The sequence below is a fragment of the Saprospiraceae bacterium genome, assembly GCA_016714025.1.
Taxonomy (GTDB): Bacteria; Bacteroidota; Bacteroidia; order Chitinophagales; family Saprospiraceae; genus Vicinibacter.
In genome coordinates this window covers 607,688-633,796 of sequence record JADJOB010000001.1, presented here as the reverse complement: position 1 = coordinate 633,796, position 26,109 = coordinate 607,688, and the positions used below count along the sequence as shown (strand labels likewise).

General features: G+C 35.5%; 15 protein-coding genes. 12 read left to right on the top strand and 3 right to left on the bottom strand.

Annotated features, from left to right (window positions below):
• The first annotated feature begins 34 nt into the window (after positions 1–34).
• The 4 genes from IPJ80_02345 (at position 35) to IPJ80_02330 (ending at position 6,323) form a co-directional block, all read left to right on the top strand.
• Entirely contained in the window at positions 35–2,608 is a 2,574-nt protein-coding gene (locus IPJ80_02345; protein ID MBK7912320.1) for a lamin tail domain-containing protein, read from the top strand.
• Positions 2,609–2,863: 255 nt separating this feature from the next.
• On the top strand, positions 2,864–3,865 hold the full coding sequence (locus IPJ80_02340; protein MBK7912319.1) for an endonuclease/exonuclease/phosphatase family protein: 1,002 nt from the start codon (positions 2,864–2,866) through the stop codon (positions 3,863–3,865).
• 166 nt (positions 3,866–4,031) lie between these two features.
• A complete protein-coding gene (locus tag IPJ80_02335) occupies positions 4,032–5,273 on the top strand; it encodes a PDZ domain-containing protein (GenBank protein MBK7912318.1) in 1,242 nt (413 codons plus the stop codon).
• A gap of 54 nt (positions 5,274–5,327) precedes the next feature.
• Positions 5,328–6,323, top strand: a complete 996-nt coding sequence (locus tag IPJ80_02330; GenBank protein ID MBK7912317.1) for a bifunctional phosphoglucose/phosphomannose isomerase — start codon at positions 5,328–5,330, stop codon at positions 6,321–6,323.
• On the opposite strand, the gene lnt is transcribed toward IPJ80_02330, so the two are convergent.
• Positions 6,286–8,046, bottom strand: a complete 1,761-nt coding sequence (lnt, locus tag IPJ80_02325; protein ID MBK7912316.1) for an apolipoprotein N-acyltransferase — start codon at positions 8,044–8,046, stop codon at positions 6,286–6,288. The two genes, IPJ80_02330 and lnt, sit on opposite strands and share 38 nt — an antisense overlap.
• Positions 8,047–8,196: 150 nt before the next feature.
• Between lnt and IPJ80_02320 the strand changes: the two genes are divergently transcribed.
• From IPJ80_02320 to IPJ80_02310, 3 genes are read left to right on the top strand one after another with little or no spacing between them, the layout of a single operon-like run.
• Complete coding sequence (locus tag IPJ80_02320; protein MBK7912315.1) at positions 8,197–8,460, top strand: type B 50S ribosomal protein L31; 264 nt, start codon at positions 8,197–8,199, stop codon at positions 8,458–8,460.
• Positions 8,461–8,496: 36 nt separating this feature from the next.
• Positions 8,497–9,708, top strand: a complete 1,212-nt coding sequence (locus IPJ80_02315) for a glucose-1-phosphate thymidylyltransferase (GenBank protein MBK7912314.1) — start codon at positions 8,497–8,499, stop codon at positions 9,706–9,708.
• 52 nt (positions 9,709–9,760) lie between these two features.
• The gene (locus IPJ80_02310) at positions 9,761–10,432 is read left to right on the top strand and encodes a fused MFS/spermidine synthase (protein MBK7912313.1); all 672 of its coding nucleotides are present in this window, start codon (positions 9,761–9,763) and stop codon (positions 10,430–10,432) included.
• A gap of 314 nt (positions 10,433–10,746) precedes the next feature.
• Here the strand turns inward: IPJ80_02310 and IPJ80_02305 are convergent, their stop codons facing one another.
• On the bottom strand, positions 10,747–13,056 hold the full coding sequence (locus tag IPJ80_02305; GenBank protein MBK7912312.1) for a beta-N-acetylhexosaminidase: 2,310 nt from the start codon (positions 13,054–13,056) through the stop codon (positions 10,747–10,749).
• A gap of 303 nt (positions 13,057–13,359) precedes the next feature.
• On the opposite strand from IPJ80_02305, the gene IPJ80_02300 reads away from it, so the two are divergent.
• On the top strand, positions 13,360–13,965 hold the full coding sequence (locus tag IPJ80_02300; protein MBK7912311.1) for a hypothetical protein: 606 nt from the start codon (positions 13,360–13,362) through the stop codon (positions 13,963–13,965).
• Positions 13,966–14,062: 97 nt separating this feature from the next.
• On the opposite strand, the gene IPJ80_02295 is transcribed toward IPJ80_02300, so the two are convergent.
• A complete protein-coding gene (locus tag IPJ80_02295) occupies positions 14,063–14,953 on the bottom strand; it encodes a lysophospholipid acyltransferase family protein (protein MBK7912310.1) in 891 nt (296 codons plus the stop codon).
• A gap of 163 nt (positions 14,954–15,116) precedes the next feature.
• Here IPJ80_02295 and IPJ80_02290 point away from each other — a divergent pair, with 163 nt between their 5' ends.
• The 4 genes from IPJ80_02290 (at position 15,117) to IPJ80_02275 (ending at position 25,770) form a co-directional block, all read left to right on the top strand.
• On the top strand, positions 15,117–18,095 hold the full coding sequence (locus tag IPJ80_02290; protein MBK7912309.1) for a GH92 family glycosyl hydrolase: 2,979 nt from the start codon (positions 15,117–15,119) through the stop codon (positions 18,093–18,095).
• 2 nt (positions 18,096–18,097) lie between these two features.
• Positions 18,098–19,060 (top strand): N(4)-(beta-N-acetylglucosaminyl)-L-asparaginase, encoded by a 963-nt coding sequence (locus tag IPJ80_02285; protein MBK7912308.1) that lies wholly within the window; start codon positions 18,098–18,100, stop codon positions 19,058–19,060.
• 143 nt (positions 19,061–19,203) lie between these two features.
• Positions 19,204–20,769: a hypothetical protein gene (locus tag IPJ80_02280; protein MBK7912307.1), complete on the top strand. Its 1,566-nt coding sequence runs from the start codon at positions 19,204–19,206 to the stop codon at positions 20,767–20,769.
• 489 nt (positions 20,770–21,258) lie between these two features.
• Positions 21,259–25,770: a T9SS type A sorting domain-containing protein gene (locus IPJ80_02275; GenBank protein ID MBK7912306.1), complete on the top strand. Its 4,512-nt coding sequence runs from the start codon at positions 21,259–21,261 to the stop codon at positions 25,768–25,770.
• The last annotated feature ends 339 nt before the right edge of the window (positions 25,771–26,109 follow it).

Here is a 26,109-nt window from a genome sequence, read left to right as displayed (position 1 = left end):
TGGATATTTTAATTTTTTTTACCTTAGAGCTACTATGAGAACATATATGACCCTTATATGCCTGTTTGGCATTTCTGGGCTATTCGCCCAATGGAGTGATTCATTTAGTCAATCACTCAACCCTGCCTGGAAAGGCGATGTCCATAACTTTAAGGTTAATTCCCAAATGCAACTCCAGTTAATGGCCCCATCAGCGGGCAGTTCAACGCTGTTTCGATCGTTTCATTACGAAGACAGTTTGATTTGGTCATTCTATTTTAAATTGGATTTCAGTCCATCAGCTACTAATAAACTGGCAGTTGTTTTAATGGCCGATCAAATGGCATGGGATTCTTCGAAAGCTTTTTATATTGAAATTGGCGAAAATGGAACGAACGATAACTGGAAATTTTTTTATAAAGATGCTTCTATAAAGCAACTTTTGGGTTTTGGAGAATTGATGCAGCTTGCTTCAGATCCGGCATTAGCCAGGTTTGATATTTCATTATTTCAGGATTCTATTTGGAATTTTAAGGTAAATTATACTGGAGAATACCCATTAAATCTTGAACGAACCTTGTTTAAACAAATTCCATTTAAGAAGGACTCTTGCTATTTTGAATTTATTTGCACGTATACAGATACGCGCAAAGATCGATACTATTTTGACGATGTAAGTATTCTTAAGTTTGCTAAAGATACACTCATTCCTTTTATTCAATCCGTTGAAACCCTGGATGAAAATCGTTTGGAACTTCAATTTAACGAGGCACTAAATATTCAATCCTCGTTTGTAAAAACAAATTTTGAAATTGTTCATGTTGGCTTCCCGGATTCAATTTACTCGATAAACTCAAATTCTTGCGTGCTGCATTTTAACCAAAATCTCACATTCAATTCCAATTATATTTTAAAGTACTATAACATAGCCGATCTGAATTCAAATACCAATTCAGGCTCAGCGTTTGAATTTAAAGCAATCTTTTCTGTGCAACCGGAATACCATGATTTGATTATTACCGAAATCATGGCAGACCCCAGTCCACCGGCAAGTTTGCCTGACCGCGAATACATCGAAATTAAAAATATAAGTCCCAACATACTCAATTTGGAAGATTGCATTTTGTCAGATGGTTCTACTGAAGCCTATTTTGGGAAAAGCTCGATCAAACCAGATTCATTTTTAATACTATGTGCAGCAAGAGATACTGATTTATTTAAAGCGTATGGATCCGTGTATGGGTTAAATGAATTTCCTGCAATAAATAATGCTGCTGATGCAGTACAATTATACAACGCCGACTTTGAGTTGATAGATCTTGTGCAATTTGATGACAGTTGGTATGGTTCAGAAATTAAAAAAGAGGGTGGCTATTCATTAGAATTAATAAATGAATCCAATTTATGTTTGGGAAAATTTAACTGGACCGCCAGCCAGCATTTTAGTGGGGGCAGCCCTGGACACGAGAATTCTGTTGCTTCTCATGCAACAGTTGATTCAAATTTACTTGTATCTAGTTTATATGCTGTAAGTGAATGGGAAATTAAAGTCAGTTTCAACCAAAATTTAGATTTTAATACCATTTACCATCTTGAATGGTTAAAAATTACTCCCAATCGTTCATTGGCTACTTTGTCTTTTATTGAACAAAGAACCAACGAACTGCTGATCCTATTAAACGAACCTTTAGAAAAGGGAATCAACTACACCCTGGACTTTACCGGGATTCAAAATTGTGTAGAACAAAAATTTTATTTTAATTCAGAACCCTTCAATTTACCGGCAGAACCTAAAATAGGCGATTTAACATTTTCAGAGGTTCTTTTTAATCCAAACAGTGGCGGACAAGATTTTATTGAAATTTATAACAAGAGCCTTCAATCTTTGAAATGTTCCGAACTGATGATTTTAAATCCAAATACATCCAATACCTGGATGAATTTAAAGACAGATCAAGTTATTTTGCCCGGAGGATATTTAGCATTTAGTTCCGATCCCGAAAATTTGATAATTCAATACCCATTTCATGATTCCTCTAAAATTGTAGCATCAAATCTCCCATCAATTTCTGATGAAGGCGGTATTTTAATTTTAGCAGCCAGAGATCACAATGCACTTTTGGTTTTAGATAGTTTTCAATTTGATGAATCCTGGCATCATCCCTTTTTAAAGGACCCTGAAGGGGTTTCACTTGAAAAAATTCATTTAGAATTAGCTTCTGACAATAAACAGAATTGGCAATCTGCAGCCAAAACCTATTTTTATGCAACACCTGGAATTAAAAACAGCCAATGGCAAGATAGTTTAAAAAATGCTGATCAATTTATTCCAAATTTGTCATCGATTTGGATAAGTCCAAATGGTGATAACTTAATGGATTTCCTGGAAATTAAATTTCATCTGCCTAAGTCCGGATATAATTCAAGAATTGAGGTATTTGACCTTTCTGGGTATCGGGTCAAAAAGTTCGATGGTCAAGTTCTTGCAACGGATGATTTTGTAATTTGGAATGGTGATTCTGATCAGGGAAGCCGATTAGCCCGGGGGAATTATATAATTCGTATGGAATTACTTCATCCGGATGGAGACATACTCCAGTTTAAGAACAGAATTGTTGTAGATTATTAAACGCAAGTATAAATAATTGAAATCTGATGAAACAGTTGAAAACGCATCTTGAGCGTAGATAAGATTGAGTTAAGCACCTTATTTAATCTGTTTAATTGGATCGTTGATGTGATCCCAGGAGGCTATCAGAGTTCAAATAAGGCTTTAAGACGGGTCCTCAATTTTAAATCTGCATTATTTTGACTTAAAATGAAGCTTTAATTGAGGAATATACCAACTCTTGTGAGTTTTTAGAGCTTCCTTATAAATTGTAAAGTGCAATCATTAATTTTGTACATAGGATCAACAGAAATCAATTTTATTAAAACAATCAGCATATACATACCAGAAAAAATTCAGTGGATCTTGATTGCAATGATCTTGGGAATTTCCATATTGTTTATATTTCCACCAGCTTTTCTGTTGATTTATAGGTTTTCCGATTATGCAATTCATTGGATGCTTTTATGCCTTTTAATTGGCATCGTGTCATTGTTTATTGGCAATGAAAAGTTTTTATACAGTTGTTTTTTCTCTTCAGGAATCCTGGCTTTTTTTCTGATGAATTCTTTTAATACGGATTTGAGACTGGTTAGTTTAAATAATCCGGCCTCAATCAGTTTGTTATTTGTGAATCTGACATTTACAAACGATGACATTAATTCTTCTCTTCAGTCAATTTATAACATGGATCCGGATATTCTCGTATTGGAGGAATTATCGCCGGATAATATAGAAAAACTGCAATCAACACGAGCCAGATATCCTTATCAAACCATGTTGCCACGTATTGATCCTTTGGGAAAGGCCGTGTTGTCAAAATTTCCTTTTTATGAAGAATCCAGTTTTGGAATATTTGGAAATCCAATTTTGAGTCTTGGCTTAACGAACCAACTGAATGATAGTTTTAAAATACTAGTATCCAATTCTTTGCCTTTGGAATCATCTAATTCATTTAGCAGAATGAATGAATTTTTAGATTCTTTGAGTGTTAAAATCAAAAAAGATTTTCCAAATGTGATCCTATCTGCCAATTTTAATTTGGTTCCCTGGTCACGTGACTTACGTAATTTTAAGATAAAAACAGGATTGATGGCCAGTCGGAGGGATAATAATGAAGGAATTTCGAATACCAAAACACTCAGTATATTGAACACTCCGAATAATGAAATATTTTATACCAGGAGTCTGGAATGCTCCTATTTCAAAGTGCTTTTAGATAGCGAGGGAAATGAATTAGGTTTGTATGGAAGGTATCAAAAAAGAGTCGCTTTTTAATTGAGGGATGCCTTTAAATTCTTAATATTCCAATAATCAATTTTTAAATCCTTCATTTACAATAGTAAACTGGGAGTTTATAGAAAACAAGCTTTCCCAAGGAGTTTAAAGAGTTCCATATATGCGGATTTGTTGTATTTTTAATTTCAATTTGCTTTTATAGCATATGGCTTTACGATCTGATTTTACAAGTAATCGGTTGTTTTTAATTTTAATACTTATCCAATTGGTTGGATTAAGTATTGCAAATTCGCGGGAGCTAGACCAATCAGCGAGTCGAAGTATCCGTTTGCCATTTAAGTATGTTCAGTCATTTATAATCGTTGAACTGAAATTAGAGAACCTGATTCCGGTTAATCTGATATTTGATACAGGGGCTGAACACACAATCATGTTTGAAAAAAAATGGACGGATTTATTTCCAAATGTATATCAAAGAGAAATTAGAGTCATTGGATCCGATTTACAACAGGAAATTCCAGCTTTGGTTACCAGTCCTATGGGTCTGTCCTTTGGAGACCAATATTCAATTAATACACCGCTGATTGTTTTAAAGGAAAAGATTAATGACATTTCACAAGTGATTGGTGAACCGGTTCATGGGATTCTAAGTGCTGCCATTTTTAATTCGTACCAAATAGAAATAAATTATAAGCTCCGATTGATCATGTTGCATCCGAGTTCAAAAAAAATAAGTCCTTCCTTTACTGCTGTTCCAATTCAGATTTATAAAAACAAGCCTTACATAAGTACAAGAATTTGTATTTCTGATACACTTTCCCAGGTGTTCAATTTATTGTTAGATACCGGTGCGAGTTTGTCATTAATGATGTATTCAGATACTACAGGGAACCTGCAATTGCCAGATAAAATGATTCCGGGTTATTTAGGAAGTGGTCTTGGAGGTGTTTTAAACGGATATGTTGGTAAAATCAATTTACTTCAATTTGATACTTTTAAAATACAAGAGGTGATAACCCATTTTTTAAAAATTCAAACAAGTATTGGACGAACGGAAAGTCAAAGTAAAGCAGGTTTGATTGGGAATCACATCCTGGATAAGTTTCAACTAATATTTGATTACCAAAATGAAAAATTGTATCTAAAGACAACCAGAAATTACAAAAGAAAAATAGACTATGATAAATCCGGAATGATCGTAATTTCTGGGGGACTGGATCTCAATTCATTTTATATAGCACATATTTTACAAGGAACACCGGCAGCAAACGCAGGTCTTATGGAAAATGATCAGATTATAAAAATTAATTCATGGCCGACGTCTTTCTATTCATTGTCAAAGATTAATAGAATGTTACAACAGAAAGCTGGAAAAAAAATCAAATTGAGTGTTCGAAGAAATGGTCAGAAACTAAAATTTGAATTTTACTTAAAGCCCCTGATTTAAATACGCTTAATACTAGATATCTTTTAATTTTGTGCTTCATTATAGATACTGTTTATGAAATCAATGTTTGAAATGATCCAGGCCTTCCCAACTCAATTGGAGCAAGCTATCCAAATTGGATTAAATGCTTTAATTTCGGGTCATTCCAAGCGCATCCAACGGATTTATGTTAGTGGAATGGGCGGTTCTGGTATTGGCGCCGATTTTGTTGCCTCATTTATTAAATCATATGCTGAGGTTCCTTATATCGTTGGAAAAACGTATGATGTTCCTGCATTTGTAGACGACGAAACACTGGTAATCATCTCATCCTATTCGGGAAATACAGAGGAAACCATCGAGAGTTTTGGTAAAATAATTTCCAGAGGTTCAAAAATAGTTTGCATTGCATCAGGGGGGGAAGTATTGCGCATGGCAAATCAATATCAGTTGGATTATATTCAATTACCATCTGGTTGGTCATCACCGAGAGCTTGTCTGGGATTCTCACTGGTGGCCCAGTTATTTGTCATTCATAAATTAGGAGTTATACCGGATCATTTTATTTCAGAATTGAATTTGGCGATTGAAAAAATGAAGCTTGAATCAAATGCCATCATTGAAAAGGCAAAACACCTGGCTTCTTATCTGGAGGGAAAAATTCCTGTAATTTATTGTGCAGATACTATTGAACCGGTTGCAGTGAGATTTAGACAACAGCTCAATGAAAACAGCAAAATTCTTTGCTGGCATCATGTAATTCCGGAAATGAATCACAATGAGTTGGTAGGATGGCGTTGGCCTCAAAATGCATTAGCGCCTGTTTTTATAAGAAATGCCAGTGATCATCCACGCATTCAGGCTCGTATTGAATTGACAAAAGAAGTGGTATCTCATTATACTCAAAATTTAATTGAAATTTATTCTTCCGGTGATTCAATTATTGTTCGTTCAATTTACTTAGTTCATTTATTGGATTATGTCACCGTTTTTTTGGCAGATTTTAATCAAATAGACGCAGTTGAAGTTCGGGTTATCGATTTTTTAAAAAGCGAACTTGCAAAACTATAGTTAATAAAAAGAACAGGGCAAGCACACTAAATATCAAACAAACGTAAGCAATCAAATCACCTGTTTTATAATAAATTGTCTCATAACTTGAAAATGCCATTGTGTTCGTTATGCTGCCTTGAGTTCCATATGCAAGTGGATGGCTTATATCTCCACGTGCATTTACAAAACAGGAAATTCCCGTATTTGCGCATCGTGCAATTGGTCTTCGGAACTCAATAGCGCGCAATGCTCCAAAAGCTAGATGTTGTTTATGTCCGGGTGTATTATCCCACCATCCATCATTTGTCATAATAAAAATCGCTTGTGCACCTTTCCTGATATAGTCGCCTACATAATTTCCATAAATAGATTCATAACAAATAACAGGTGCGATTGACAGCGATTGATTGTTAAAAACAGAACGCTCCTTTTGGATTCCTAAGCCATGTACAGAACCTCCAAGTTTATCAACAATAGGTTTAAGAAAAGGTAATAATTTGCGATAAGGGAAAGTTTCAACTCCAGGGACTAGTTTAGATTTTACATATACTGGAATTTCACTTGAATCAGATTTTAACTGGATTGCACTATTTTGAATTTCAAAGTATCGGGGATATCCGCCTCGTTTATTTTCTCTGGCTGCTGCAGACAAGGGTTCACCCTCCTTAAATGGTTTAAGAGTAGTTAATCCTGCAACCAGACACAAGTCAGACCCCTTGCCAATAATTTCTTTCATACGCTGAATCCGCCAGTCAGTATCAATTTGATCGATTTGGATGTATTCAAAACTGGTCTCAGGCCAGATTAGATATTTCGTATTGGGAGTGCAGGCAGCTTTTGACAAGGCTTCAAACCGTAGCATTTGTTCTCGTTGGTCAATGGAAAATTTTTCAAAATGGGGTTCATAATTAGGTTGAATGATTCCAACCTCAATATTTTTTCCATTTAAATTAACCCGATCGTATTTATAGTATCCTATCCAGACAGGAATTAAAATTAGCATGATAGCGCCCGGTATATAAGCCCAATTCCATTTATTATTTTGATATGTTTTAGAAAATAGAAGATTGACTAATAAAATCCACAAGCTGCCCCCAAAAGTACCTGTGCAATCATACCACTGAATCCATTTTGGATAAAATGCAAATCCATTTCCAAGGCTAAGCCAAGGCCAGGAAATTTCCCAGCTTTGATGAACCCATTCAAAACTAATCCAAAAAAACAGCAATGAAAATCCCATTATTTTTGGAAAATGCCTTTCAAATACAACCGAGGCGCACCAGGGAATGGCTATAAAAAAGCTGTTTAGCAAAATGGCAACAAAACCCGGTATCAATGCAGCATTGGCAACCCAATAGGTAGCGCATATATTCCAGACCATAAATGCATTAAATGCATAAGCTCCATGAACCAGTAGCTTTGGTCTTATCGCTCGGTTTTCTAGATTGGATTTTAAAAAAAGGAGTGGAATGAATCCAATAAAAAGTAGCGGACTGTCATAAACGAAGGCTTTTCCTAATAGAATACCCGATAACAAACTAAGCCAAATCCCTGATTGATTTTGAAATAGCGACTTCGAATAGATTAGCAATCCAAATATTAGACTAAACCACAGTGGAAGTATCAAGAATAGTGGGAAATTGCCCCAAAAGGTATGCCCAACCATATAATTGGAGGCAAAAACAACCATAATGAGGGAGCCTCCTAATAATATCCCGATTTTTAATTTTGAAATATGCATAAATTCTTGGGCGGCAAGTTAATACATTTTGAAAATTGTGATATTATTAATTGATTATCAATATGTTACAATAATTTTGATCTTGAAAACCCAAATTCTTTCTTTAAATTCCAGTATAAAATGTATCTTTGCATTCCAAATTTTCAAAAAATGAAAAAAGATATACATCCGGCTGGTTACCGATTTGTGGTTTTTAAGGACTTTTCTTGTAATGAAGCCTTTTTAACCCGCTCTTGTACTGCAACAAAAGAAACCATTGTTTGGGAAGATGGGAAAGAATATCCATTAATTCGTTTGGAAATTAGTTCTAAATCCCACCCGTTCTTTACTGGTAAAATGAAGTTCATTGATACTGCTGGACGGATTGACAAATTCAATAAAAAATTTGCAAGCACAAAATTCGCAAAAAGTTAATAATTTAAACCCCGCCAAAAGCGGGGTTTATAATTTATGGACACTAGGAATTTAATCTTTGTTGAACCCGATCACCGGGATAGTTTGAAACCATTTTCATGGTCCAGACCGGTATCCAGTTTTAGAATTGGCATTTTAACCATTGCTGAAAAATGGGAACGCCACTTGAATGCAAAATCATCCAATTTTATTCCTGGATATTTGCAGGATAAATTTAAATGCAGCATTGAAGCAGACAATCTATTAATCAAATCACATTGCATTCCAAATCAAACATTGCTTCAATTAGTGAATCAATTAAAACTCGGAGAATTCATCCGTTGTGATCAAGATTGGATTGCTGCCCGATTGTCTGATCAGCAATGTGAAGATTTTTTAAACAATCCGGGTTCTTTCAATATTTCGGGATCCAGGGTAGCTGCTGATCAATTAAATTTATTGATGAATCTTTGGGAGATTTTTCAATGGAATGATGCCGGATTAAAAAGTGATTTTAATTTAATATGCAATGGACGCAAATCTCAACCATTGGATAATTCCAATCGATTGATAGGAAATTCAATTTTTATCGAAGAGGGAGCTGTGATTTCCCACAGTGTGATCAATACAAATACCGGGCCGGTCTATATTGGAAAGGACGCTGAAATCATGGAAGGATGTATGATACGTGGAAGTTTGGCCGTATTGGAAAAATCTCAACTGAAAATGGGTTCAAAAATTTATGGAGCAACTACCATTGGTCCTGAATCAAGAGTAGGAGGGGAACTCAATAATGTTATAATTCAAGGATTTTCAAATAAAGCGCACGATGGATTTTTAGGAAACAGTGTCATAGGGGAATGGTGTAATTTGGGTGCTGACAGTAATAGTTCCAATTTGAAAAATAATTACGAAGAAGTAAAAATCTGGAATTATCCAACAAAACGCTTTATTAAAACGAATTCATTATTTTGTGGATTGATGATGGGCGATCATGCTAAATGTGGAATTAATACGATGTTTAATACCGCAACTGTAGTTGGGTTTGGGGCAAATGTATTTGGTGATGGATTCCCAAGACAGTATATCCCTGAATTTTCATGGGGAGGCGCATCTGGTTTTTCTACGTTTAAACTAGAGAAGTTTTTTCAAACAGCGATGGCTGCCATGAGCAGACGTGGACAAGTGTTTAATGAAATTGATCAGAATATTTCTAAAGAGATCTATGCTTTAAGCCAATCATTCAGAACATGGGATAAACAGGATTGACCATGAATGCAATCAACTAAATTAATATTGAAGCAATTACTACAAATTAATCATGTTTAAACTAAAGTACTACCTGAGTTTTTTATTTGATGTACTGCTTGAACAACATGAAACTCCTATTAATCCGCTCTTAAAATTGTATCTTTCTCAAGGACAGCTTAAATTGGTTTCTTCCAATGCTGTTTATTCTTATGGTAACCACTACTATAATTTCAGAGATAGCTTTTCCATTTTGCATTTAGACCAATTTAAATTAAAGGATATACTTATTTTAGGTTTAGGTACCGGAAGTATTTTGCAAATTCTCGAACAAAAGTATAAGATACATGCTGCATTCGATGCCGTGGAAATCGACCCGGTAATCGTTTCTATTTTTGAAAAGTACAAAAACGAAATATCTAATAATTCATGTAAGATCTTTGTAAAAGATGCTTTGGAATTTATGAATTCCAACCAAAAAACATACGATTTAATTTGTATGGATATTTTTAATGACCGGACTGTTCCAGTACAATTCGAAACCAATGATTTTTTAATTTCTTTAAAAAATTCTTTGACCGATCATGGTATATTAATTTATAACCGAATCAATTATAATGGAATGGATCAGGATAAAAATGAACAATTTTTTAAATTATTTGAAGAGGTATTTCCTAATGCAGGCATTATTAAATTGGATTTTAACTGGATGTTTGTTGTTAAACCTGGGGGCTTACTAAAATAAAACATGGGCTCTGTAGAAAATTGAAGCTAAACATCATTTTATTATACATAATATGTGATCGAATCAAATAGCAAAGGATTCTTACAATTTGAAGTAAAAAAAGATATCTTTTAATCATTCCATCCTTCGATAACATTTTACTTACTATTTTGGATTCGGATCAGCATAATTGCTGCATATAGTTCAATTATGTATAGGAATGTAAACAAATAAATAGCTCTTAGGAATATTAAATGTCCTTGCAATTGACTGTAAATGTTTCCATAAAGAAGTTAAAATAATTGCAATTGAAGTAGGGCTTAGGCTATTGAATGCTATCTGACTTCAATTTCCCCAACAAATAACCAGGCTTTATGTCCAGCACCATTTTGATTGCCTTCTATCATTCCGTGATTTCTAACTTTGATCTGTATATAACGGGCAAAAACATGCTCTAATGGAATAAAGGGTTGAATGTGTTTTGATTCCGTTTCATTGATTTGATAAAATACCGGAGTACTAAAATCTGTACCATTCAAGCTGGTTGAAATTTCCAAATCTTTTGGTCTGTAGATCCATGCAGTAGGATCGTGGAAAAATTGAATTTTTACAGATTTAATGGAGTCAATTTTATCTAAATCAATACGGGCAGTAAAATCTTGTCCTTCAAGTCCAACCCACTCGGGTCCTCCATATCTCTTGTGAGGCGATTCGATTCCATTTACAAGGCATTGTGTTCCACCCTGAAAATATTTTAATGCGGGTGTTTCAGTCAGCGTGATTTTTTTTCCACAGGCCTTATGATTTTTAAAATCAATCAAGAGGGGTTTGCCGAGTGATTTATTCGTCAATTGATACCAAGCTTTAAATTGAATGTCTTTATTTAAAACAAAGCTATCTTGTTTTAAATATTCAGCAACATTGTCTCCTCCACGTTCAGATTCAACCAGGATTTTTCCTTCAACAGGTGGTTTTTGAAATACCAATACAATTCCATTTTGTGAAGGAATGGTTGTATAATCAATATCAAGAACGCCCTGTGTAATCGTCATGTTTTTAGTTTTAAACCAAGGGACATGAGATTGCAAACGGTTTAAAAAACTACTGTAGTTTTTGTTGGATTCAGCACTCCAGTTTACTTCAGCTAATGCCAGTGCTCTTGGATAACTCATATACAAAACCTGTTCTTCAGTTGGCATGTATTCAGTCCACACATTGCCTTGAGCTCCTAGAATGTAATTTTTATCACCAGGCTTCAGACTATCTGGTATTACTTGAAAAGAATAGGTTTTCTTAAGCGAGGTATATCCACCTATTGCTAATGGTTCGCTGGATTGCATTGACTGATAATGATCAAAATAACAATGACTGCCCGGACACATAATTACTGGATGCTTTTGCTTTGCAGCTGCAATTCCACCTTCAACACCCCGCCAAGACATAACGGTAGCATTTGGTGCAAGACCGCCTTCCAAAATTTCATCCCAACCAATTATTTGTTTTCCTTTAGAGTTGATATATTTTTCAATTTGACGGATAAAATAACTTTGAAGCTCTTCTTCTGATTTTAAATTATTTCTACGTTTTACGGCTTGGCATTGCTCGCAGGCTTTCCAATTTTCTTTAAGACATTCATCTCCACCGATGTGGATATACTTTCCTGGAAATAAATCGCAAACTTCATTTAATATTTCTTTTAAAAACCATAAGCTGGTATCTTTTGTACAATAAATTCCCGAATCAAATACTCCCCAGGAATTAGCAACAGCAGATGGGAGTCCTTTACAACTAAATTCAGGATATGCTGCCAATGCAGCAGCACTGTGTCCTGGCATTTCAATTTCAGGAATTACAGTGATAAATCGTTCGTTTGCATATTGAATAATTTCTTTGACCTGTACTTGTGTATAAAAACCACCATAACGGCTTGTATCAAATTTTTGAGGACGATCTCCTGGTTTACCAATCAGAGTTCCTTTTCGATATGCACCAACTTCTGTCAAATTTGGAAATCTTTTTATTTCAATTCGCCAACCTTGATCATCGGTCAGGTGCCAGTGAAAATAATTGTATTTAAATCTGGCCATTAAATCCAGATAATTTTTAACAAAAGATACCGGAAAGAAATGCCTTGAAACATCTAAGTGCATTCCTCTATAGGGAAATCGAGGTTCGTCTTCTATAATGCAATATGGTAAAAGATTGGCATCGCGTTTTGTGTTTTCATTCAATTGTACAATTTGATTTAATGTTTGTAAAGCATAAAACCATCCCCGATCTTGACTTGCTTGAATCCAAATGCCATTTTTAGTAATATGTAATTTATAATATTCTGGTTTATCAGGATTTGAAATCAGACTAAGGGTAATGCTTTTGGATTTTTGAACGATGGTCCCTTTGATCCTTTTTACCGGCAATTCCGACAATCCCAATAAATTTTGAATTCCCCTTCCAATTTTAAGTGCATTTTCGGCTTTTGCCGGGATAATAATTTGCTTTAGAGTAGATGCTTCAAAATTACCACCTACGATTTGTTCTGATTTTGGTTTTGGAATCAGGGGAAGTTCTTTTATGATACCTGTTTGGGCATTGACAAAGAATAAATTATAAAGTAGCAAAAAGTATAATGTGATTATATAGTTCATGACTAAAAATAGGACTGCGAAATTAGGACTTACAACTCAAGAAAAATCAATTTATTGTGTAATTCTACATTTCGAAATGCAATTTTTGCTTTGATGCTTTCGAGCAGATGGTGAAGTATCCTCCTAAAGAGTAATTCTCAATACCTCTATTCTTTCTGGTTTCTCAAATTTCGATGGAAATTTCACCAACATAGCGGCAATGGGAGCTTGGATACGATTTTTAATGTGCTAGATTTATTCATAGTATCTAGCTAAGCAATTTGCTTTTACCTTTGCAAGCCCAAACCAGTTAAATTAAGTCACATGTTTACAATCAATATATATCTAAAATTTGCTTTGATTGCGTTGTTTTTGGGCGGCGGTATTTTATTAGCCTTTACAATCAGCTTTTGGTATGCATTGCCCTTGATCCTAATAGGCTTAGGATTATTAGCCAGTTATATTTTTCTGGGTACCATTCAATCAGCAGCTTTATTGATGCAAAAAATGGACTTTGATGCTTGCGAACAACGATTAGCCCTTACGTTCAAACCAAATTGGTTGTATGTAACCAATCGTGCATATTATTTTTTGATCAAAGGTTCCATCGCAATTCAACGCAATCAAGCAGAAGATGCGGAAATATGGTTTAATAAAGCCCAAAGTCTGAAATTGCCTTCGGATAATGAGCGGGCCATGATACTCATTCAAATGATCAATATCCATTTAACCAAAAACAGAATTACACAGGCAAATAATGCCTATCGTGAATTAAAAAAATTAAACCTGACCACCGATATGTTTAAAGATCAAATTAAAATGATTGACGACGTTATGAAACAACAAGGCCGCATGAAAATGGCAGGTCAAATGGACCAACGAATGATGTTTCGACCTGGCGGAAAACGAAAAATGCCCAGAATCAGATAGAATTATTTCCAATTGTAAATTGCAAATTCAATTTTTATTTCATCCCGCGAGTACGCGGGATGTCCGCTCCGTTCCCATAATTCTTAATTCTTAATTCTCAATTCTCAATCCTCAATCCTCCCCCTTCCCTCTTATGTTTCCACCTCCTATGTGTCCATAACCAATTTCCTGGAGCATCTTGAATGTTTTGCTCTACTGCAGCCATATACATTTGTGTCAATTGTCCGGGAGCTAACAATTCAGCTTGTTCGGTTAATAAAGAAAAACTCATCGTATAATATCCTTTTTTAACTCGCCTAATTGATCCAAAAATTACAGGTAACTTATATTGTTTGGCATATTTTTCTATGCCATGCAAACATGCAGTTTCCTGATTTAGAAATCGAGTCCAAATTGCATCTTTTATATTTGAAGGGTTTTGATCACCCATTAAAAGTATTATCTTTCCTTTAGGAATTTCTTCTGCAATTAATCGGGTTTCACGTGTAGATAATAGTTGAATCGTTGATTTAGCACGAAGTGAGTTGATATAATGATTTAAATATTCATTTTTTATTTGTTTATAAATTCCAATGCTTTTGTTTTTGAAATAATAACCAAATTGCAAAACGGCCCATTCCCAATTTCCAATATGGCCATTAGCTACAATAACTGATTGGTTGTTGTTGATGTATTTAAATATTAGCTCCGCCTGTTGAAATTTAAATCTTTCATTCAAGGTTGCTTCATTAAAACTTAGTCCCTTTATGCCTTCAATCGTAATTTCAGTTAAATTTCGATACGTATCTTTTGTAAGTAAATCCAATTGACCCTTTGATAAACCAATGTAACTATTGGTTAGGTTGTTTTTAACTACCGTACGTCGATATCTGATGAGATAGTATAATATGAAGTACAAAAACCTGCTTAAAATATAAATTGCATTGTAGGGAATTAAACTTAAAACTTGTATGAGAAATCTTATGACTAAATAAATGAGTCGCTGCATAGGGGTGTAAAATTAATAATAAAACGGTTCTTTGTGTCCTTGTACACTTTGACAGTTTGAATCGATTGACGATGAAATAATTAAGCTAAGCTTCTTAGATTGAAAATACATTCCGGTTTGACTTATATTTGAGAATCCAATTGGATGTCAAATAAAGATTTTAATGAAAAACGCATTAGGATTTTCTGAATATACAAACGTGTTTCGGTTGCTTTGCATATGCTTATTTACAGCATGTTGCTTGACCGATGGACTTGCAATCAATCAATCCAAATTTAAGGCGGGCCATCTTGCAACCGATACCTCTAAGCGCAAAGTCACGAACTTAAAAAAGGCCACTGGAGTTATTCAAGATTATGCCGCATGGGTCAATCCATTTGTTGGAACCGGAGCCCATGGTCATACCTTTCCAGGTGCCGTTTATCCATTTGGAATGATGCAGTTAAGTCCAGATACCCGACTTGAAGGTTGGGATGGATGTTCGGGTTACCACGATTCCGATTCTTTGATTTATGGTTTCAGTCATACCCATCTTTCTGGTACCGGAGTTCCAGATTATTGTGATGTATTATTTATGCCAGGAACAGGATCGCCAGTTTTTAATAATGGTGCAGATGGGCAAGCAGGTTATGCATCTGCTTTTAAAAAATCCAGCGAGAAAGCGAGTCCGGGTTATTATAGTGTTTTTTTAGATAAGGATAAAATCAGGGCAGCGTTTACAGTTGGAAAACGCACAGGGATTCATCATTATACTTATCCTAAGCATACGGATCAATGGATCATCATAGATTTAAAACATCGTGATAAATTATTCAGCGGTGGTTTCACAAATTCAAGCAAAAACTCAATTGAAGGATTTAGAATTTCAATTGGTTGGGCGCGAAAACAATACGTTTATTTCAAAAGTATTTTTAGTAAGAATATTAAATGGATTCAGTATAGTCCGGATTCTTTAAAAGCCATTATTCATTTTGAAGAAAATGGATCAAAGGAATTATTTGCCCAAGTGGGAATTTCAGCTGTAGATGCTACGGGGGCAGCCAAGAATCTTGAAAGTGAATTTGATGAATTCAATTTTACTAAAATGCTTACCAATACAAGAGATCTATGGAATAAGTTGCTTGGTAGAATTCAAATTAATGATCCGGATTCTAAAGAAAAACTTGTTTTTTATACTGCTTTATACCACAATTTAATTCACCCAAGTTTGTTTCAGGACATTGATTTACGCTATCGGGGAATGGATTTAAATATTCATTCAACGCAGGCTGATGATCAGTTTACTGTATTTTCATTATGGGACACCTACCGCTCTACACATCCTTTATATCAATGGATTTATCCGGAATACAATTCTAAATTTATTAGAACTTTTTTGCGTCAATATCAGGAATGCGGTCATTTGCCAGTTTGGGAATTGGCAGGGAATGAAACCTGGTGTATGATTGGAAATCATTCAATTCCTGTTATTGCAAATGCTTTTCACCATAAAGTATTTGATTTTGATACAATCCTTGCGAAAGAGGCCATTCAAAATACTTTACTTAATGGAAGCAATACAGGAATTAAATTTATGCCAAAAGGATTTATTTTATCAAATGAGGAATCCGAATCAGTTTCTAAAACCATAGAAAATAGTTTGGATTTTGCAGCAGCAGCTTCAATCCATTGTAAAGGGCTGGAACGTTACAATGCAAATTCATATAAAAATTTATACAATCCGGAATCTGGTTTTTATCAGGCTCGTTGGAATAACCAATTTATAAAACCCTTTGATCCCCTTGAGGTCAACCATCATTATACAGAAGCCAATGCCTATCAATATCTTTTTGGTGCACACCACGATATTGAAGGGATGAAGCAACTTTTTTTACTTTCTGACAAAGATGAAAACAAAGAACGCGTATTGTTAAAACGACTGGATGACTTGTTTTACAATAAAGCAGAAATGACTGGTAGAGTTCAGCCGGATATCACCGGATTAATAGGTCAGTATGCACATGGCAATGAACCCAGTCATCATTTAGCATATTTATACAATGATGCAAATGCCCCGGAAAAAGCACAAGACCTCATTAAGAAGATTAAAGAAGAATTTTATAGTAATACACCAGAGGGTCTGATAGGCAACGAAGATTGCGGTCAAATGTCTTCGTGGTTTGTTTTTAGTGCTTTGGGATTTTATCCGGTAAATCCTTTTAATGCAAACTACGCAATAGGCTTTCCAAGTTTTAGAAATGTTAGCATTCAAATTCCAAATCAGAAACCAATTACAATTAAAACAAGCTCTTCGTCAAATTCCAAATACGTAACTAATCTTTTAATCAACGGAAAGCCCGTATCAGACGATTTTAAATTAAATGCCGGAGATCAAATACAATTTCAACTGGGTGAAAAACCCTACCAGGTACGGTATCAAAAATCCAGGCAAACAGGTACGGAGTATTCAGTAAGACCTTATGTATATTCTGGCCAACGCGTTTTTAAAGACAGCACCCATGTGCGTCTGGTTTCAATTGATAGGAAACCCATAGAATTTTGCTATGATACAACTACCGGTCAACGATTTATATTTTCAAATGATTTGATATTCCATACTGAGACGCGACTTTACTTTAGAAATAAATCAAATAGTCAAACAACAGAATGGTTGTTTGCAGATTTTATCAAAAAACCTCAGGGCATGCAGCTTAAATTGAATGCTGAATATGCAAATCAATATGCAGCAGGCGGCAATGATGCATTGATTGATGGTTTGCAAGGCAGTATGGATTTCAGAGATGGATTGTGGCAAGGATATCAGGGAAATGACATTCATCTGGTGCTGGAATTTTCTGAAGAACGAAATTTAAATTATTTGGGAATTCGTTTTTTACAAGATCAGGGACCTTGGATTTTAATGCCTTCTCAAGTTGAGTTTAAGATATCTGAAGATGGAAAGCACTATGAATCCCTCGATCTGATTCGAAATCAAATATCACAGAAAGAGGAAGGATCTATTTTGCATGAATTTAAAACCAGTCAAAATTTTAAATGCAGATTCATTCAAATAAAAGCAAAAAATGCAGGACCCTTGCCGGATTGGCATCCTGGAGCGGGTGGATCCTCCTGGTTATTTACGGATGAAATTATAATAAGATAGTTATGTTTAATCGTCGCACATTTTTAAGTTCAACAGCCATTGGAATAGGTAGTTTAGGTTCAGTTGATCATTTGACAGATTGGTTTGCTGGATTTGGAAAGATTCGAAAACCTGTTGTCATTGCTACCTGGAATAATCGGAAAGCTGTAGAAGCAGCTTGGAATGTTTTAAATTCTAAAGGAAAAGCCTTGGATGCAGTGGAAGCCGGAGCCCGGATACCGGAAAGTGATCCGGAAGACACCTCTGTTGGATATGGAGGGTTTCCGGATCGGGATGGATTTGTCACTTTGGATGCTTGTATTATGGATGAATTGGGTAATGCCGGTTCTGTCGTTTTTTTAGAACATATCATACATCCAATATCCGTTGCACGACGTGTAATGGAAAAAACACCCCATGTAATTCTTGCAGGATCAGGAGCACATCAATTTGCAATCGAACAAGGATTTAAAGAAGAGAATTTATTGACCGAAAAAGCACAAAAAGCCTTGGAATCCTGGCGTATAAAGGCAGAATACAAACCCAAAATCAATGTCGAACGACATGATACGATCGGGATTTTAGGTTTAGACCAATTTGGCGATCTTTCAGGAGCTTGCACCACCAGTGGATTGGCATTTAAAATGAGAGGAAGGGTGGGCGATTCACCAATTATTGGCGCCGGTCTTTATGTTGATAATGAAGTGGGGGCCGCAACTGCAACTGGCTTAGGAGAAGCTGTTATTAAAAAAGTTGGGTCTTTTTCAATTGTAGAAATGATGCGTCAGGGAATGCATCCAGAAAAAGCTTGTAAAATGGCAGCTAAACGCCTTCTGGGGATTAAAACACAGGATGAATTTCAAGTAGGATACATTGCAATAAATAAAAAAGGTGAAATTGGCGCATATGCACTTCGATCAGGATTCGAAGCAGCAGTGATCACGCAAGAGGGCTTCCAGCTGATAAAAGCAAATTCCATATTGTAAAAACCCATAAGAATTAGCTATTTCCAAAGAATTTATTAAAATTCTTGGTTAAAGTTTTGTGCATGTGCTACGACGGGAAAACAAGGAAGTATATTTATCCCCTCATTTAAATCCTGTTTCCCTAAAAAGAAAATTTGTTACCAATGAAGTTTTTCTACTCTACCATTTACAAGATTAAATTCCTGTTTATCCTGCTCCTATCGCCTGTGTTTATGCCTTTTGTTTCAAGTCAAACCGGTGGAACCCTTGATAATAGTTTTGCAACCGTAGGATTTACATCCTTCGGATTTCCCCAAGCCAATGCTACGTGCAGTGCTGCTGCATTGCAATCAGACGGCAAATTGATATTGGCAGGTCAATACATCTCTGGAAATACAGGCACCCTGGCTGTAGTTCGTCTAACGAATATTGGATTACCTGACAGTACCTTCGGACTTAATGGACAGGTGTTACTACCATTTTCTAATGTAAATGTTGAAGCAACCACTGTTCAAATTGTAAGCGATGGTTCGATATTAATTGCAGGAAAATCAAACAATTTGCCCCTCCTGATTAAAATGAGCCAAACAGGGGTATTGTCTGGTAATTTTGGTACTGGAGGGATCTTGAGTTTTGATAATGGTTTAAGCGGAATAATCGATCTTATCCTATTGGAAGATGGTAAATTATTGGGATGTGGCAAGAAAGCAGATCAGTTTTGTGTTTTCAAAAGAAATGAAGATGGTTCAGAAGAACTTAGTTTCGGGATTGCAGGATTTAGTTGCATCGATGCTGGTCCACTTTCCGTTCTCAGTCGGATGACGCTTCAAGCAGACGGTAAAATATTATTGACTGGGAGTTTAAATGCTACAGCTACAAAAAATGACATCGTGGTCATGCGACTTACTAAATCTGGATCACTGGATAATACATTTAATAATACTGGAACTGCCGTATTGGCCCTTGGAAATGCTGGAACGGATGAAGTTGGAAATGCAATTCGTGTTCAAAAAGATGGAAGAATTGTTGTTGCCGGGAATTTTGTGGATTCTTCAAAAACGAAATTTATCGTAGTAAGATTATTGCCGGAAGGCGTGATTGATACATCATTTGCCTCAACCGGATCTGTGATTGTGGCATTCAATACGACGAAAGATGAAGCAAAGGATTTAGTAATTCAGGCAGATGGACGTGCATTGGTTTGTGGCACAACAAATACTGGAAATGGAAGCAATGTCGCCATGGTTCGATTTAAAACAGACGGCAAACTGGACCCAAATTTTGCCGGACTAGGAAAGATTAGTAGTAAAATCGGAAACCGTGCAAATGGAGAAGTTGTCTTATTGCAACCTGACAATAAAATTATAGTCGCAGGTTATGCCATGTTTTCTAATCAAAACCGCTTCATGGCTGCTCGTTACAATCCAGGCGTTGTAGTTGGAACAAATGAAGCTTCAAAGAAAAAATTATCAGAGATTGTACTGTGGCCAAATCCAATTCAACCAGGCAATAAAATATATGTCCAAGGCAATTTTACATCATCAGAACAACTTAGGATTAAGCTAACAACTTTAGACGGGAGACAAGTGCATAATTGGGCAGTTCGTGCCCCGCAATTTGAAAATCAAGTGATTGAATTGGAATTGCCAGCGGATCTTTATCCGTCTGCATACTTGATGAATTTTTATTCAAATTCAATTTCAGGAGGAAAATTGGTTGTAATAGATTAGGTAAGTTAAATATTATATTACTGATTATCAATAATTTATATTTAATTTAGTCTTTTAATAGGTCAGCTTTGATGGCCTAAATCCCGCTCAAAAGGATTCTAGAGGCTTGAAGCTTATACCACCAATCCTCAGAAAACCCTAATTCCAATTCAAGTTTGTATTCAATCTATGTGAGCATTGCGCAAACATTCTGATGTTTTAATCCATTCAAAAACCACTTCACAAGACCTGGGGTTTAAGCCCCAGGTCTTGTGAAGTCATTTTTTGAAGGCGAGCTTCATTTTAAAAAATAACCAAGAAAAGTAAATTTAAATTACAATATAAAATATATATTAATAATTAATAATCAATAATATATAAGTGTAATATAAATATAATCTAATAATAAAATAAAATCAGCATTATACATATTATAAAAATTTGGCATATGTTTTGTTGTGATTAAGCGGGGTATTAAAAATCCTCGATTAAACGACTAAACATCTGCTTATGAATCTGCATTGCTTTACTCAAAAGATTAGCCTTTACATTTTTTGTACGCTAATGATCCCTTTGATCAGTTTGGCACAACCTACCAACTGCATTGAAAACTTTAACAACCAATCTGCATTAGGTCCTGTGACTCAGGCAGGAAATTGGAAATCGGTAAATTCATTTTTGTATTTTCAAGTTGATGCCATTACATCAAGTATGGTACTTAGAGCATCTGATGATTCAGGTGGTTCTGTTTTTAGTAATATTACCGATTACGATTTTAACTGGTATTCACAGTATGGTGGTTGCCAATTTTGTTTTGATATCCGCTACGATGGGGGACCCAATAATCCTGCTTTAGGATTTAATCCTATTTCCATCTTTCAAAATGGACCCGTAGGAAATCCGATTCCATCTTCCGCTGCGATCTATGCAACTTTTCAGGTTAATAGTGGCATCGGAAATAACTGGGTACGAATTTGTCTACCAATTGATAAATCAAGTGGAGGAAATTTGCCATCCAATTCATATGGAACCTGGGTTGGGCCCAGTGCCGCGCAGTGGGATAACTTGATTCAAAATGTAGATGGTATTTCAATACCGGTTGATTTTGCCGGTGGATCCAATCCAGTTGAAAATATTTATGTAGATAATTTTTGCTTTGATCGTTGTCCGCTTCCAACCTTAGCCTGTGATGATCACGTAAATGTCTCTTTAGACAGTACCTGTTGTGCAGTAATCACCCCAGCCATGGTATTGGAAGGCAATTATCCTACAAACTGTTTAAAAGTAGTATTAAAAGATAAGTATGGCAATGTGATTCCAACAAGTCCAAAGATTTGCGGACCGTATATAAATCAGACCATCACGTTTGAGTTGATCGATACATGTACTAAAAATAAATGTTGGGGAACATTAATCGTTGAAGATAAACTAGGGCCAAAGATTGTTTGTCAAAATCCGGATACCGTATTATGCAACAATACAGGTTACAATTGGACGATTCCACCGGGCGTAGATAATTGTGGAGGTCTTGTAAATACAATTGTGTTATCAGATGAAACAACAAAATTACCCTGTGATTCATTTTGTATTGCCCGTCGTAAAATTACGTATTGCTATCAGGATCAGTATGGAAATCGCAGCGATACTTGCGTGAAAGAAATATGCTTCAAGAAAATAGAATTTAAAGATATCGTTTGGCCAAAAGATACTGTATATAGTTGTGAGGTATGGGATACCATTCCACCACCATCTGTGTCCGGTGTACCTACTGCAGGGGGCTATCCCTTATATCCGGATTGGTTTTTATGCAAAATGGCCGTTACCTATGAAGATCAATTAATTCCAATTTGTCCAAAAACATTCAAAGTATTGCGTACTTGGACGGTATTGGATTGGTGTAAAAGATCACCTGAAAATGTATACAAGCATTTCCAAATTGTAAAAGTCCTGGATGAGAAAGGACCCCAATTGGAATGTGCGCCCGATGTGACTGTGAGTACCGACGTATGGAGCTGCACTGGAACAGTTATAATTCCACCTCCGCAAGTTAGCTGGGAATGTTCGGATAGTGTGTATGTATCTGTTGAATATAAGATCACTGGAAGAAACGGACAGTTGACATTTGAAGGAACAAGTATAAATAATATTAAAAAATTACCCAATGGATATTTTTCAATAACAGGACTATCGATGGGATTAAATCTGATCATATTTCATGTTACGGATCAGTGTGGTAATTCGAATGAATGTATTACAGAAGTTACAGTGGAAGATCATATTCCGCCAGTAGCAGTATGCGATCAAAAAACAACGGTTGCATTGACCATAGATGGAACAGCTAAAATTGAAGCATACACCTTTGATGATGGTTCACATGATAATTGTGGAATCGATTATTTTGAAGTAAAACGCATGGATGATGGATATCCATGTGATACAATAAGAGGAAAAGAATGGGGACCTTATGCGTTTTTCTGTTGTGAAGACATTGGCAAAACAATTATGGTAGCGATGAGAGTTTGGGATCGTGCAGGAAACAGCAATACCTGTATGGTAGAAGTTGAAGTTCAAGATAAAATCCCACCGGTAATATTTTGTCCACCACATATTACAATTAGCTGTGAATACGACTATCCGGATCTGAGTGTATTTGGAACCGTCGTGTCGGATATCAGCAAACAAAAAGCAATTGTAATAAAAGATCTGAAAGTAAAATTTAGCGGTCCGGCTATTGATGGTTATGCCTATGATGGCTGTGGTGTCAGCGTAGTTGAATTGCCTCCGGTATATGCGCTTCCATGTGGTAAAGGTACCATAACCCGCACTTGGGAAGCAACAGATCCAAGAGGACTTAAAACGAGATGCAGTCAGGTGATTACAGTAAATGATTACAATCCGGATAATGTTACCGTGGTATGGCCAAGAGATACATTCAGTACCAGCATCTGTACCAGCAAACCAGATTTTGATGCTGATCATTTAGGAAGACCAAAAGTATATGGAGCTGATAAATGCAACACGATTATGATCAACTATACAGACCAAATATTTACATTGGAACCGGATGCGTGTATAAAAGTCTTAAGAAAATGGACGGTGATCGATTGGTGTATTTATCAACCAAATAATCCACAAACAAAAGGATATTGGAGCTGGATTCAGGTAATTAAAGTAAATAATTTTATTGCACCAAACTTTACAACATCGTGTAAAGACAGAACAGTTGCAGTATTCGGACCAGGCTGCGGCGGTCAAGTTGATTTAAAAGCACAGGCTACAGATGATTGTACGGATTCGGCTGATTTGGTTTGGTACCATGAGGTAGATTTATACAATGATGGCTTATCACCAGGAAATGAATATTTGCATTCAGGTCCGGGTGCCGATGCATCTAATTATTATCCGATCGGTACACACAAAATTACATTTAGAGTAAAAGATGCATGCGGCAATGAAAGCTGGTGTGTGTTTTTGATAAAAGTAATCGATGGAAAATTACCAACCCCATATTGCATTGGAAACATTGTAACGACGGTGATGCCAACAACTAAAAACATTGCGATTTGGGCAAAAGACTATAATCTAAATTCAGAAGACAATTGTACGCCAAAAGATAAATTGGAATACTTCTTTCTGGTAAATAATGTATTAGTTCCATCATTGACATTGGATTGTTCAAACATAGGAATCAATAAATTAAGAGTCTATGTACGCGACGAGGCAGGTAATTTAGATTACTGTGAGGTAAGCCTTGATTTACAAGATCCAAATCATGTATGCGGTACCAGTAACCTGGGCTTAAGTGGTAAAATTACTACAACCGACAATCGTACGATGAAAGATGTAACAGTTATCATGGAAAGAAATAATCCAATTGGAATCAATCAGAGTTATACAGATAGCCAGGGTGGTTATAATTTTAGCAATCTGACCAAAGGAGCAGACTATCAGATAAAAGCCAGTTACAATCAAAATCACATCAATGGAGTTAGTACACAAGATATTGTAATGATCCAAAAACATATCTTAGGAATTCAGTTGTTTGACAATGCATACAAATACATTGCAGCAGATGCAAACAATAGCAATACTATCACTGCAGCAGATATTGCAGAAATACGGAAACTGATATTAGGAATTACCAACCAATTTACTAAGAATGAATCCTGGAGATTTGTACCTAAACAAACAGTCTTTAATGATCCAAACAATCCATGGCCCTATACAGAACAAATCAAACACCAGGAGTTGTTGACTTCAAAATTGAATGATGATTTTTATGCTGTAAAAATTGGAGACCTGAGTGGAAATGCAACACCAACTGGTTTCCAGGGAACCGCATCAAGATCAAATGAAAGCTATGCAATAGCAATTGCAGATCATTCTTTTACTAAAGGACAAGCATTAAGAATACCAATATATGCAACAGAGCAAATGCTGGTGTCCGGAATGCAATTGGAATTAGAAGTAAACGCAATTGGAACATTGACTGGAATAGAATCTGGTGTAATTAATCTTGAAGATGATAATTATTTGATCCGTGAAAATCGCATCAGAATCAGTTTTGCAAGCATGCATGACCAGATTATAAAATCTGGAGATGTTTTGTTTACGATCCTGGTAAATGCAAAGCAAAATGGAAGCATAAATCAAATCATTAGTCTAAATACCAATACGATAGCAGCTGAACTTTATGATAATAAGATTGAGGCAAATCGATTGAAACTTGATTTTGATACAAATTCAAATGAACAGACTGGTTTGAAACTGTTACAGAATGTACCAAATCCTTTTGATGAAAGCACGAGCCTGCGATTTGAGTTATTAAAAGCGGATGAAGTACAATTGAATGTATACAATCTGTCAGCTGAATTAGTTTACTCTATGAGAGATGGATTTACAGCAGGAAAACATGAATTTCAATTAAATCAGAATCAATTAAATGGTTCGGGAATATTCATAGTACAAATGAAAACATCGGATTCCAACCAGACCCAGAGAATTATAAGAATTCAAAAATAAAGATTGAGTATTTGCAGTGTTATTGCCTGATCATGGAAACATGGTCAGGCTTTTTTTATTTTAGAGATCATTAAATGGTCGGTACTTCGTTGAAGCATATTGTCTTTTTAATCTGCTTTTCATCTCTAATTTTAGTAAATCTCAGCAAAGAAAGCCGTTAATTTTCCACTATTCTCATGTGTGTTTGAAGCAATTTCTAATTTAATATTAAGGTAAAGTGCCATGTATAATTAATTGAATTTTGAAATCATTACGTCTGAAACACAATACTGATATAATGATTTTAAATTTATTTTTCAAATATCATATTACATTTATTTGCCATGTATAAAATATTTA

Coding starts and splice junctions, on each gene's coding strand:
- IPJ80_02345 (MBK7912320.1), top strand. CDS start 35: ATGAGAACATATATGACCCTTATATGCCTGTTTGGCATTTCTGGGCTA.
- IPJ80_02335 (MBK7912318.1), top strand. CDS start 4,032: ATGGCTTTACGATCTGATTTTACAAGTAATCGGTTGTTTTTAATTTTA.
- IPJ80_02330 (MBK7912317.1), top strand. CDS start 5,328: ATGAAATCAATGTTTGAAATGATCCAGGCCTTCCCAACTCAATTGGAG.
- lnt (MBK7912316.1), bottom strand. CDS start 8,046: ATGCATATTTCAAAATTAAAAATCGGGATATTATTAGGAGGCTCCCTC.
- IPJ80_02320 (MBK7912315.1), top strand. CDS start 8,197: ATGAAAAAAGATATACATCCGGCTGGTTACCGATTTGTGGTTTTTAAG.
- IPJ80_02315 (MBK7912314.1), top strand. CDS start 8,497: ATGGACACTAGGAATTTAATCTTTGTTGAACCCGATCACCGGGATAGT.
- IPJ80_02310 (MBK7912313.1), top strand. CDS start 9,761: ATGTTTAAACTAAAGTACTACCTGAGTTTTTTATTTGATGTACTGCTT.
- IPJ80_02305 (MBK7912312.1), bottom strand. CDS start 13,056: ATGAACTATATAATCACATTATACTTTTTGCTACTTTATAATTTATTC.
- IPJ80_02300 (MBK7912311.1), top strand. CDS start 13,360: ATGTTTACAATCAATATATATCTAAAATTTGCTTTGATTGCGTTGTTT.
- IPJ80_02295 (MBK7912310.1), bottom strand. CDS start 14,953: ATGCAGCGACTCATTTATTTAGTCATAAGATTTCTCATACAAGTTTTA.
- IPJ80_02290 (MBK7912309.1), top strand. CDS start 15,117: ATGAAAAACGCATTAGGATTTTCTGAATATACAAACGTGTTTCGGTTG.
- IPJ80_02285 (MBK7912308.1), top strand. CDS start 18,098: ATGTTTAATCGTCGCACATTTTTAAGTTCAACAGCCATTGGAATAGGT.
- IPJ80_02280 (MBK7912307.1), top strand. CDS start 19,204: ATGAAGTTTTTCTACTCTACCATTTACAAGATTAAATTCCTGTTTATC.
- IPJ80_02275 (MBK7912306.1), top strand. CDS start 21,259: ATGAATCTGCATTGCTTTACTCAAAAGATTAGCCTTTACATTTTTTGT.